The sequence below is a fragment of the Flavobacterium supellecticarium genome (genome assembly GCF_004801375.1).
In the GTDB taxonomy this organism is placed as follows: Bacteria; Bacteroidota; Bacteroidia; order Flavobacteriales; family Flavobacteriaceae; genus Flavobacterium; species Flavobacterium supellecticarium.
The window spans coordinates 1,013,586-1,026,605 of the sequence record NZ_SSNZ01000001.1; the positions used below are offsets into that span (position 1 = coordinate 1,013,586).

At 40.1% G+C, this 13,020-nt stretch carries 9 protein-coding genes; 2 read left to right on the forward strand and 7 right to left on the reverse strand.

Annotation, left to right across the window (positions count from 1 at the left end; all coding sequences use genetic code 11):
* Positions 1 to 3: 3 nt before the first annotated feature.
* Together E6C50_RS04670 and E6C50_RS04675 are read right to left on the reverse strand one after the other, a co-directional pair.
* A complete protein-coding gene (locus E6C50_RS04670; protein WP_136402023.1) occupies positions 4 to 2,439 on the reverse strand; it encodes a YfhO family protein in 2,436 nt (811 codons plus the stop codon).
* A gap of 80 nt (positions 2,440 to 2,519) precedes the next feature.
* Positions 2,520 to 2,789: a DUF4834 family protein gene (locus tag E6C50_RS04675; protein ID WP_136402024.1), complete on the reverse strand. Its 270-nt coding sequence runs from the start codon at positions 2,787 to 2,789 to the stop codon at positions 2,520 to 2,522.
* 124 nt (positions 2,790 to 2,913) lie between these two features.
* On the opposite strand from E6C50_RS04675, the gene E6C50_RS04680 reads away from it, so the two are divergent.
* Both E6C50_RS04680 and E6C50_RS04685 read left to right on the forward strand, forming a co-directional pair.
* Positions 2,914 to 3,864: a transporter gene (locus E6C50_RS04680; RefSeq protein WP_136402025.1), complete on the forward strand. Its 951-nt coding sequence runs from the start codon at positions 2,914 to 2,916 to the stop codon at positions 3,862 to 3,864.
* An 8-nt stretch (positions 3,865 to 3,872) separates the two neighbouring features.
* Positions 3,873 to 4,988, forward strand: a complete 1,116-nt coding sequence (locus E6C50_RS04685; protein WP_136402026.1) for a GNAT family N-acetyltransferase — start codon at positions 3,873 to 3,875, stop codon at positions 4,986 to 4,988.
* Positions 4,989 to 5,254: 266 nt separating this feature from the next.
* Here E6C50_RS04685 and E6C50_RS04690 read toward each other — a convergent pair whose 3' ends face one another.
* The 5 genes from E6C50_RS04690 to E6C50_RS04710 all read right to left on the reverse strand — a co-directional run.
* Positions 5,255 to 6,895 carry an LVIVD repeat-containing protein gene (locus E6C50_RS04690; RefSeq protein ID WP_136402027.1) on the reverse strand — a complete coding sequence of 547 codons (1,641 nt, stop codon included), beginning with the start codon at positions 6,893 to 6,895 and terminating at the stop codon, positions 5,255 to 5,257.
* A gap of 133 nt (positions 6,896 to 7,028) precedes the next feature.
* Positions 7,029 to 8,294: an aminotransferase class I/II-fold pyridoxal phosphate-dependent enzyme gene (locus E6C50_RS04695; RefSeq protein ID WP_136402028.1), complete on the reverse strand. Its 1,266-nt coding sequence runs from the start codon at positions 8,292 to 8,294 to the stop codon at positions 7,029 to 7,031.
* Positions 8,295 to 8,659: 365 nt separating this feature from the next.
* Positions 8,660 to 10,606 carry an OmpA family protein gene (locus E6C50_RS04700; RefSeq protein WP_136402029.1) on the reverse strand — a complete coding sequence of 649 codons (1,947 nt, stop codon included), beginning with the start codon at positions 10,604 to 10,606 and terminating at the stop codon, positions 8,660 to 8,662.
* Between the two features lie 14 nt (positions 10,607 to 10,620).
* Positions 10,621 to 11,535, reverse strand: coding sequence for a PorP/SprF family type IX secretion system membrane protein (locus E6C50_RS04705; protein WP_136402030.1), 915 nt, complete (start codon positions 11,533 to 11,535; stop codon positions 10,621 to 10,623).
* A gap of 52 nt (positions 11,536 to 11,587) precedes the next feature.
* On the reverse strand, positions 11,588 to 13,020 hold a 1,433-nt coding region (locus tag E6C50_RS04710), incomplete at its 5' end, for a DUF7507 domain-containing protein (RefSeq protein ID WP_136402031.1).

The following is a 13,020-nucleotide window of genomic DNA, read 5'->3' on the forward strand; positions in this document are numbered from 1 at the left end:
TCACTACGACGGGATCTGCTGTTTGTTTTTCTTGTCAAAATAAATACCGGCCACGATTAACGCTACCATCGCGATAAAACTGATCAATGAAATCATACTTCCTTTTTTGATCACTTCCGGTTCGAATTTGAATTCAATCGTATGTTTTCCGGCTGGAACTTCCATCGCACGCAGTACATAATTTACTGCAAAATGTGGCACTTCCTTACCATCGATTGTCGCTTTCCATCCTTTCGGGTAATACACTTCCGAGAAAACCGCCAATCCTGTATTCGGATTATTGGCTGTATATTTCAGGTAGTTTGGTTTGTATTGTGTTAATTTGATCGTCGCTGTCGAATCGGTTACGAATGAATTTTCTTTTACCGCATTGGCAAATTCTTTCTGATTGAGTACGGCTGTCTTTTTGGTATCCAATTTGTCCAGTGCTTTCATTTCGGCATCCGGAGTGTCTACTTTTTTCACCTCACTCACAAACCAGGCATTTCCATTGGCTTCCGCATTTTTGAGTGGAATATCCTGACCCTGGTCGTCTTTTTGGATGATATATTTTACATTCAGCATGTTTAACACACCGATGTTATTTTTCGCAATCTGATAGTCAAAAAGCTGTTGCATTTTTCGCGGTTTGGCCGCGTGGTAACCACCAATCGAGCTGTGGAAATAGGACGTTCGTGCGCTCGACATGTTTCCTTCGACTTCAAACACACGGTAGTGCGTGGTGTCTTTTAGAATCTGTTCGTCGGCCGGAGTCGCTTCAAACGGAACATCCGCCTGACGCGCCGATACAAAACTATCGCTGTTTACATAATTTTTATCCACAAAGAATAAATCACCAACCATTAGTACGCCTACCAAAACCACTGCTGTTACCTGAGACAATTTGTTTTTAGAGAACAACCATAAAATAGCAGCCGCTAGCAAAATCAATACTCCCGAACGGAATAAATCGGATACATACATCGCTGCACGTTGTTCTTTTAAGGCGTCGATAAACGGAGGCCCCATTTCGCCGTAGGCTTTTAAATACATACTGTCACTACCACCGGTAAAGTCGAACATTCCTTTGGCAAACAACAATACCACTACCACACCCAATGCCGTAGCACCCGATTTCCATAGGGCATTCCAACGTTCTTTTTCTTCGGCTTTAAAGAAAGACTGCAATCCTAAAACCGCCAAAACGGGCATACACAATTCCAGAATTACCTGAATTGAAGACACGGCGCGGAATTTATTATACATTGGCACATAATCGATAAAGAAGTTGGTTAACGCCGGGAAATATTTCCCCCACGACAAAAACAACGACATTAATGCTCCGGCCAGAAAGGCATATTTAATTTTTCGGTTATCAATAAACAACGCTAATACAGCCAGGAAGAAAACAATCGCTCCGATATAGGCTGGTGCAGCTACAATAGGTTGTGCGCCCCAATAGGTTGGCACACTCGACACAAAATCTTTTGCCTGTTCCGGAGAAGCTCCCTGATTGGAGATAAACTCATACATCGGTGAATTTACACCTACATTTTCGTGGTTGGAACCACCAAATAATCGCGGTGCAATCAGGTTCAAACTTTCGGCAATACCGTAACTATATTCGGTGATGTACTCGTAGGTCATCGCATTGCTGCTTTCCTTTTTAGTCCCATCCGGATTAAAAGTCAATTCACTATCACTTCGGGTACTGTATTTGGCATATTCCGAAGTAGCCATTAAATTCGTGGCATTCACACCAATACTTAAAATACCGGCAATCGCAAACGTGGCGGCAATGATTCCAAGATCTTTGTATTCTTTATTTTTAATATACTGAACCAGATAATAAATTCCGATTACCAATAGGAATAACAACAGGTAATAGGTCATCTGGAAGTGATTTGCATTGATTTCCAACGCAGCAGCAAGCATGGTGAGTATTCCGCCTGCCAAATAGCGTTTTCGGAATACGAGAATCACTCCGGCCACTACCATAGGCATATAGGCGATGGCATGGGCTTTTGCATTATGTCCGACACCAAGAATGATGATCAGATAGGTTGAAAAACCAAACGCCAAGGCTCCAAAAAAGGCCTTCAGACTGTCAACACGAAATACGCGCAACAGGATATAGAATCCAAGGAAATACAGAAACAGATAATCGGCCGGACGCGGCAAAAAACGGATTACCGAATCCAGTTGTTTGATAAAATTATTAGGATAATTGGCCCCCAACTGGTACGTTGGCATTCCGCCAAAAGCGCTATCCGTCCAATACGGTTCATCACCGGTCGTTTTTCTAAAATCGTTTTGCTCTTTTGCCATACCGATATATTGTGCAATATCGGACTGGAACACTTTTTTCCCTTGCAATACAGGATGAAAATACAATAAAGAGATAAGTACAAAGCCTAGTACTGCCAGTACATGGGGATAAAATTTAGAAAGGTTTTTCATAAAACGAATTTAGCCTAATAATAGTAGGCTAAAATAGAAATAAAAGTATTGTAAAAAAAGAAAAAGAGTAGCTTTAAGCACTACTCTAATTCTTCGAAATCGATATATTCTCCAACTTTTTTCTTTTCCTTTGGTTTATCAGACGAAAAGTTGGATTGTGTATTTTGTTGCTGTTGCGTTTGCTGTTGGTTATAATAGTGTTGTTGCTGCTGGAAATTTTCTTCTGCTTTTTTCACCACCTGCTGTAAAAAGTAAGGTGCCAATAGTTTCATTACAAATTTCAGGGCATAGTAAATTACAATAATCCACAACAACGTTTTTACAAGACCGCTAAATGATGCCGTATCCATAATCTATAATTTTTTCCAAATTTACTAAATCCAATGGTTAAAAATAAATTCTATTTCTTAAAATAATAATAAAATAACTACATTTGATTTTACGTTTATACGTTACTGAAAACTCTTTTTACCCATGATAAAGCATTTTAAACTTAAGATAGCAGGTCTGCTTCTGTTTTCCACTTCCGTCCATTACGCCCAGTTTACCGACGAGATCAACTCGAATCGTCCGGGTAAATCCCACGGTGCCTTTTCGGTTGGAAAAACGGTAATTCAGGCCGAAGCCGGCACCTACTATATTAACGACAAACACAAATACTTAGGGTATAAATCGTCCGGTTTTGGGGGCGAATTGAGCTTGCGTTACGGCGCGATTCTGGAGCAATTGGAGTTTATCGGTGACATTCAATATCAATTTGACAACTACAAAACCGATTATTCCGAAACGAGTCGTTCGGGAATCAAACAAGCTTTAATCGGTGCCAAATACCTGGTTTACGATCCCTTTAAAAATTATGAAGACAAAGTAAACATCTATAGTTGGAAAGCCAATCATCGTTTTAAATGGCGTCAGTTTATTCCGGCCGTTGGTGTATATGCCGGAGCGAATTTTGCCTTATCCGACAATTATAAAATACCGGACGAACCGTCTATTAGCCCGCGGGTGATGTTAATTACCCAAAACCATTTTGGTGCTCAATGGGTGTTGGTTGGAAACTTTATCGCTGACAAGTTTATTTCCGATTATAAGAGTTATGGCTATATCCTAACGTTAACACGCGGAATCAACGCCAAATGGTCGGCTTTTCTGGAAAACCAGGGTTATCAGAGCGATTACTATTCCGATATGATTTTTAGAGGTGGTGCGGCTTATTTACTTCAGAAAAACATGCAGATCGATGCTTCCATCGGGGCAAACATCAAAGACACACCGGCTTTAATCGTAGGCGGGATCGGATTTTCATGGCGTTTTGATAAAAACTACAAACCGGTAGAAATCAAAAGCGGAAAAGAAGAAAAAGGCAAAAAAGGCGGTAAAAAAGAAGAGAAGAAAAAACGTGTTGACGAAGTGCAACCCGAATAGATTTTAAAATGATTACAATAAAAGAAGCCCTCACTCAAAAGGAAATGACCGATTTCGTTACCTTTCCTTTTCAGTTATATAAAAACAATCCCTATTGGGTTCCTCCGTTGATCAAAGATGAACTAAAGAGTTTTAATCCCAAAAATGATATTTTTAAAAGCGTAACCGCCCGCTATTTTCTGGCGTATCAAGACGGAAAACTAGCCGGTCGGATTGCTGCGATTATCAACTGGACGGAAGTCAACACACTACACAAATCGAAAGTGCGCTTTGGCTGGTTTGACGTGATCGATAACATCGAAGTTACCAAAGCTCTGCTGGATAAAGTGATCGAACTGGGCAAAGAACACAACCTTGAGTATATGGAAGGTCCTGTGGGTTTTTCGAACATGGACAAAGCCGGAATGCTAACCGAAGGTTTTGATCAGATAGCAACAATGATTGGACTTTATAATCACGCCTATTATCCGGAACATCTGGAAAAATTAGGTTTTACCAAAGAAGCGGAATGGTTGGAATATAAAATCGATGCCAAACAGGTTGACTTAGGTAAAATTGAGCCATTGTCGCGTATTATCGAGCAACGCTATGCCGTAAAAAGTCTGAATTTTAAATCGACAAAAGATATTATTCCGTATGTCGATGAGATGTTTGGACTTTTAAACAAAACCTACGCCGAATTACAGAGTTTTGTTCCGATCGAACAATTTCAAATTGATCATTATAAAGAAAAATACATCTCGTTTATCCATCCCGATTTTATCACCTGCGTAACCGATAAAGACGGCAAAATGATTGCCTTTGGTATTACAATGCCTTCATTTTCCAAAGCGTTTCAGAAAGCCAATGGAAAACTCTTCCCATTTGGTTTCCTGTATTTGTTACGCGCTATGAAAAAGAATGATCATGCTGAGTTTTATCTGATTGGCGTGGATCCGGAATATCAGAATAAAGGTGTAACTGCTCTGATTTTAAAGAGGATGTATGAAGTTTTTACCAAGCGTGGTATTCTTACCGTAGAAACCAATCCGCAGTTGGAAGAAAACAAAAAGATACAACAACTCTGGAAGAATTTTAGTCCGATTATCCATAAAAGACGTAAAACTTTCCGTAAAGATTTATAATAAAAAGAGACTATTAGATAATAGTCTCTTTTTTGTTTTAAAGCTTTTTTATACTAAAATGCCAAACCTGACAGGTCTATATTGCAAACGCTAGAAGACCTGTCAGGTTTAATAACTATTAGGATGATCATTTCCTTTTACCCTATTCAATCTAAAAACTAAACCTGACAGGTCTATATTCCAAACGCTGAGAGACCTGTCAGGTTTTAACAAAAAAAAGACTGTCTTCCGACAGTCTTTTTCCTTTTTTGAGAGTTCCGATATTCTTAATTTAATTTATTATTTGTATCGGTATAAGTTCCTGTAATTGTTACGTTATTTCCTTTAGTTACCGTTCCGTGGATTGTGATCGAAGATCCGGTTCCTACGAATTCTAATGTTGCACCACTATTAAGTACTAAGTTACCATAAATTACTACACTACCTTCTACTTTAAGTTTTGCGTTAGCATTAATATTTAACGATTGATAAGGGTTATTTGCCTGGCCTTGTGCTAAACTTCCTTTCATATAGAATACGCCACCACTGTTGATATTTAAACCTTGTGATACCGACATCGAACCACAGAAAGTAAGGTTTGCATTTACGTTAACACCTTGAACAGCAGCAGAACCCTGGTATTGTAGGTTTTGACCTGAGTTCACATTTAACCATTGGTCTCCTGGATAAGCAGGGAAACTAGTACAGTCAATTGAGCTAACCGGTGCAGCCATCATTTTGATGATTTTCAATCCACCGTTACCGTTTGCTACGAAAATATAGTCACCAGAACTTTTTACATAGTTAGCCGAACCGTTAGGAGTAGAAGCATTTAAACCTAATGATCCTAAAAGTGCTAACGATCCTGAAGTGTTGTAGATATATAAACCGGCAGCCCCATTGGCAACAAATGCTTTATTGTTGTTAACCGATACCGCATTGGTTACGATATCCTGAGTACTGGCACCAGCAACATTCGTAGGAACAGCAATAGTTTGCGTTTTTGTACCGTTGCTAAGGTTATATACCCCTAAACCATTGTAGCCTTCTGATACCAATATGCGGCTATCAGAGAAATCGATTGTTCTTTTTGCTTCGGCTACATCCTGAGAGGTTGCGAAAGATGTTTGTAAAGCGAATGAATTTTGATCATACACTTTAACACCTTGCGTACCACTCAATACTACAATTTTATTGTTGGTACTTCCTAAAGCTCTTAAATCAGAAACCGGGATTGAAGCTTCGAAAGTATTGTTTGATTTATTATAACGAACCAATTCTCCATTATTTCCGGAAACGGCAAAATATTTAGAGCTGTTTGCGAAGATATCCATCGTTACATTACCTAAAATGCTTGTTGCTGCATAGTTATTGGTTAACAATCCGTTTTGTAATGGCATTTTTGCTACAAAAGCAGGACTTATACCAGAATTTGCATTCACACCAGAAGCACCGGCAATGTATAGAAATCCATCGTTGTATGAAATCGCGTTAATGTCGCTATTCGGGAAAATTGCCTGAACCACTAACTGCGGGTTATTCGGTTTTGAGATATTGATCACATCAATAGCACCTAAATATGTATCTCCTTCTGTATTGTACGAAACATAAGCATATACTCCGTTGATATCAACGTGCGTTGCTTTTAATGTTTTCCCGTTGTAGGAAGGAGGATTTACTTCGGCTACTAAAGCTAATGGAAAATCGTTAGCAGCTGCAGCTGCCATTTTACCTTCTCCATTAACTAAATCTAAAACTCCGGAATTAGAATAACTAATACGTTGATTTAAAGTATTAATGTCTGAATTTAAGATAACTTTATCAGCATCTCCGTTAGGATTTACACCGTTCGTATCGTCAGACTGACACCCGATTACAGTTGCAAAAAGGGCCAAAACGGCAATCCCTGTTAATTTATTTAATTTCATAGTTAATTTATTTGTTGCAAAACTAAGACTTTTTTAAGCCAATTCATGTTAAAAAAAAGGGTTGTTTATCGTAAAAAAAAGCGCGACACCGAAAAATTTCCCGGTGCCGCGTAAATTTATATGTAAAAAAACCTTATTGTGCGCTAACGTCAACTGTTGTCTCTGCAGCGATTTTTTTATAGGTTCCGTTTGTTAGTTTTTCGCGAATAGCTTCGAAAGCACTTAACGTCTCTTCGATATCCTGTAAGGTATGTGAAGCGGTTGGAATCATACGCAATAAGATAATTCCTTTCGGGATTACCGGATATACTACGATCGATAGGAATATACCGTAATTTTCACGTAAATCGTTTACCATTACCATTGCTTCCGGAATACTACCTTCCAGGTAAACCGGAGTTACACAGGTATTGGTATCGCCAATATTAAACCCTCTTGATTGTAAACCGTTTTGTAGTGCATTTACATTTTCCCACAATTTGTCTTTCAATTCGGGCATGGAACGCAACATATCCAAACGTTTTAAAGCACCAACCGTCATAATCATCGGTAATGACTTTGCAAACATCTGCGAACGTAAATTGTACTTCAGGTAATCGATAATGTCTTTATCGGCCGCTACAAACGCTCCGATACTGGCCATCGATTTGGCAAAAGTAGAGAAATACACATCGATACCATCCTGACATCCCTGCTCTTCTCCGGCTCCGGCTCCGGTTTTACCCAGTGTTCCGAATCCGTGTGCATCGTCTACCAATAAACGGAAGTTATATTTTTCCTTTAAAGCTACGATTTCTTTCAGCTTCCCTTGTTGTCCCCGCATTCCGAAAACACCTTCCGTAATCACCAGGATTCCTCCTCCGTTTTCCGTAGCCATTTTGGTAGCCCGTTCCAGGTTTTTTTCCAGACTGGCAACATCGTTGTGCTTATAGGTAAATCGTTTGCCCATATGCAAACGTACTCCGTCAATGATACAGGCATGTGAATCCACATCATAAACAATCACATCATTTTTAGTTACCAAAGCATCAATAATAGACACCATTCCCTGATAACCAAAATTCAACAGATACGCAGCTTCTTTTTGAACAAAAGCTGCTAATTCATTTTGCAATTGCTCGTGAATAGTGGTATGTCCACTCATCATCCGCGCGCCCATTGGGTAGGCCGCACCATAGTCTAAAGCCGCTTGCGCATCTACTTTACGAACCTCCGGGTGGTTTGCCAATCCTAAATAATCGTTGATACTCCAGTTTAAAATTTCTTTTCCGTGAAATTGCATTCTAGGTCCTAATTGTCCTTCCAATTTCGGAAATACATAATATCCTTCAGCCTGAGAAGCCCATTTTCCTAAAGGACCTTTGTTACTTTGAATTCTTTCGAATAAATCTTTTACCATACTATTCTATGTTAAGTATATTAAAAACGTGCCAAAAGTAGTTATTTATTATATGCCATCATAATAATTTGGGATTGTTTTACGGTGGCTTCCGGTTTTTATAAAAATAAACAGAGCCGGAAAAACCCGACTCTGTTAGCACCTAATTTATAACATATACTTAATGGTGTATGTTCAGAATTTAAAAATGACACAATAGCTTCCGAGCAGTAGTATTAGTGCAATAATGACTCCTGCAAAACCAATTTTCATAGCCTTTTCCCGATCGTGTATCATTCCGTTAACAACTATTAGTCCGGAACAGACAAAGAGGAAAACAAGCAGGAGTAACGATACTAATTGTCCTAAACTCATCTATTATTGTCTTACATTGAAATAATGATGAATTCACTTCTGCGGTTTAGCTGGTGTTCTGCTTCGGAACATGGCACGCCATCGGCACATTTGTTCAGCAGTTGTGTCTCACCATAGCCTTTCCCGGTTAAACGGGAAGGATCAATGCCTTGTTTCACCATCCATGCGATAGTCGATTTTGCTCTTCTATCGGACAAACGTTCATTATATTGATGTGTCTGACGACTATCGGTATGCGAACGTACATCGATTTTCATCTTCGGATAGTCTTTCATCACTTCTACAATCTTCGCCAGATCTACCGCAGCATCCGGACGAATATTCCATTTATCCAAATCGAAATAGATGATTTTGATTCCGAATGTTTTTGCTAAATCGTCTCCGGTTTGTACTGGTTTAACGGTTTTATCCAAGGCAACCGGTAAATTGGTTGTTCCGGAAACTTCCGGAATGATTACACTAATTTCACGGGTGTTGTACTCTGGCAATTCGGCTTTTACAAAATACTTGTGTTTACAATCCACTTCTCCGAAATTGTAATTTCCGTTAGCATCCGTCGTGATCGTTTTTAAAACTTTAAAATTTTCGTCAAACAAAGTAACCGTAGCATTTTGCAAAGGCGCACCGGTTTCCGAATCGGTTACCACGCCGGCTAACAACTGCTCACAGGCATATTGCAACGGAATGTTTTCGATAAAGGTGTAAATATCATCCGCTCCTTGTCCGCCATCGCGGTTTGAAGTCAGGAATCCTTTTTTGGTAGAAGGATTGATCAAGAAAGCAAAATCATCTTTCGGACTATTTGCTGGTGCACCGATATTCATTACCTTTTTATAAGTACCATCGTTTGTCGGTTTTGAAACAAAAATATCCAGTCCACCCAAACCTAAATGTCCGTCGGAAGCAAAATACAATTCATTATTTTCCGACACAAACGGAAAGGTTTCCCGCCCGGGTGTATTGATGGTTGGCCCAAGGTTTTGCGGTGTTCCAAAACTTCCGTCAGTTTTAATTTCGACTTTAAAGATATCCGACTGTCCTAAGGTTCCCGGCATATTCGAAACAAAATACAGTGTTTTTTCATCCGGACTTAAAGTCGGGTGCGCCACACTATAACTGTCGCTATTAAACGGTAACTCCGTCACATTTGTCCACTTTCCATCTTTTAACGTCGCTCTGTAAACTTTTAGCAAGGTTGTTTTCGCATTATCTTTACCTTTCTTTCCGTTGTTAAAGTTATTACGGGTAAAGTACATGGTATTTCCGTCTTTGGTAAAAACCGGAGTGGCTTCGTGAAAGCGGGTATTGATTTCTCTGGCAAAACGCTCCGGTTGTGATAGTGAGCCATCCTGATTGATCGTTACCGCATACATATTGGTGAACGATTCGCCAGTCCAGGTGTGTACTCTTTTGCTAAACACTCCAGACGTATCCCGAGCCGAAACAAATACCATTTTATCACCGGTAAAAGCACTTCCGTAATCGGAATATTGTGAATTGATTCCGGCATTATCGATGGTAAACCGTCCGGAATTCCGTTTAATCACTTCCAGATAATCCGTTTGGTTCTGGTACATTTTTCCCCGGATATCACTGGCATTTTTCTCGTGGAATTTAGCCAGCATCCGGTTCGCTTTTTCATAATCCCCAACCGATTTTAGCGATTGGGCATAGCGGTAATAATATTCCGCTTCCACATCCTGCGACAGCGCAAATAATTCGCCATACCATTTTGCAGCCTGATCCAATTTCCCGTTAAAATAATAGGAATCGCCCAGTTTTTCTAACACTTCTACCGATTTATAACCTTTGTCGGCTATTTTTTCGTAGGTTTTAATCGCATCGATATAGGCATAATTATCATATTCCTTATTCGCTGTTTTTATTTTCCCGCTTTGTGAATAGACTCCGGTCGAAACCAACATCATCAAGCCGAATTGCAATACTATTTTTTTCATAATCCTTTTATTAATTAGAAGAATCTCGGAGACGTTATTCTGTTATTTCTGTTAAACAATTCGAATCTCAGGAAAATTTCATGCGATCCTGAATTATAGTCAGCCAGTTTTGTGGTTTCCATATCGTAAGCATATCCGGCAAACAAACCGTTTGTAATCTGAAATCCAACCATAGCACTGCAAGCTGCATCCCAACGGTAGGCTAATCCGGCTGTAAATTTCTCATACAACAGGAAATTGGCCGACAGGTCTACCTGTAACGGTGCTCCTTTTACTACTTTGGTTAGTAAAGCCGGTTTGAATTTTACATCGGAACCCAATTCGAACACATGTCCGGCGATCAGGTAGTAATGCATATTCTCTTTGGCTGTCGATTGTGAGCTTTTGTCGTAATGTTTGGTTTCCAAAAAATTCGGCACTGAAATCCCTACATAGGTTTTATCGGAATGCAAATAGATTCCGGCACCGAAATTGGGAGAAAACTTATGATCAATATTATTCTGAAAACGTGGATCTGCCCCATCATAAATATTCAGTTTTGTAAAGTCGACATTTAATAAATGTGCCGTGGCTTTTAAACCGAAAGACAACTTAAAGCGTTCGGATGTATTGATGGTATATGAAAAATCTGCTGAAATCGCATTTTCATCTGCCGGCCCGATTCTGTCATTTACAAAAGACAGACCCAATCCGAGATTACTATTATTAAGTGGTGTATTGAGCGACACGGCATTTGTTACCGGTGCCCCTTCCAATCCTACCCATTGTGTACGGTGTAATCCGAAAATACTCATCACGCCACGGGAACCGGCATAGGCCGGGTTGACATTAATGGTATTGTACATATATTGGGTATACTGAGCATCCTGCTGGGCAAATCCACCGATACCGGTTAACAGTAAAACGAAAAGTATAAATTTTGTTCTCATTTTTATTTTGTTTTATAAACCCGGGGTACTGTAATTTCCCCCGGGACTTCATTTATCTATTACTATACAGGTATCCGTTTTTCTCATGTGTCACCCCATCGGCTGTGGTATACTTCAGGATATAGAAGTAGGTTCCGTCCGGTAATGGTTCGGACGAACTAATCGTCGATCTTCCGTCTGAGTAGCCTTTGAATACTTTATCGTTGTTGTTGTATCCTTTGGTTTCGAATACCTGAACACCCCAACGGTTAAAGATCAATACTTCGTTATTCGGATAACATTCGATACCGGCGATATATAAGATATCGTTGCTTCCATCTCCGTTTGGAGAAATCGCATTAAACACATTGATCGTACAACCATCTACTTTTATTACGGTTGGATTGTTTCCTACCAGGTCGTGATCATCCGAACTGTCGGTTACCACTTCACCTTGCGGGCTCGTTCCGTTTACAAAAGCCTGATTGCTTACCGAACCGGCAATAATGTCCGCCTGAGTGATTACATAAACCGCAGTAAACGTCGTACTATCACTTGCTCCTACTGCCAGATTAATTGGCCCACCACTTACGACCACACCTGGTAGCGGATCGGTAACCATTACATTTGACAAGCTTGTATTTCCGGTATTGGTAACCGTAAAGCTGTAGGTTATGGTTTCTCCGGCCTGAGCAATACCATCGTGGTTGTTATCGTTAAACACACCTGTTTTGATCAATGCAATACCCGGTGTCTGAATTAACGGTGTTACGGTACAATCCGGACAAGCTGGATCTACCAACGGATCGTTCGGATCAATAGGTGTCGGATCTTCCGAATCCTCTACTACCGTACTTCCATCCGGAGCCGTACCTTCAACAAATGCCAGGTTATAAACTGCTCCTTCATCAATGTCAGATTGTGTGATCGTGTATAACGCTGTAAATGTCGTGCTATTTGTCATACCCGGCTCCAGACTACTTAAAGGTCCACCGGTTACCGCTACTATCGGATCACTGATTGTGATGTTTGTGATCGTTACATTTCCGGTATTGGTTACGGTGAACGTATAGGCAATTGTATCACCAACGTTTACAATTCCATCGCCATTGGTATCCTGATATACTCCGTCTTTATATAAAGCCAACTGTGGATTTTGCGGTAAAGTCGTTACCGTTGGCGTATCGTTCGTTGTACTGGTTCCTGAGGTATCCTGAACCGGATTACCCTGTGGCGATGTACCACTTGCAATAGCCGTGTTACTAATCTGACCATTATTAATGTCTGATTGCGTCAATACATAAGTAGCTGTAGCCGTTCCGATAGCGCCCGGTGCTAATGTAGCCGGCGTTACCGCTAAGTTAGTTACACCTAATAAGGCATCGTTGATCACAAGACCGTTAACCGTTACGTTACCCGTATTGGTTACGGTAAAGGTATAGGTAATTGTCTCACCTACCTGTGCAAAAGTATCCGCGTTGGTATCGTTAAACACCGCTGTTTTTA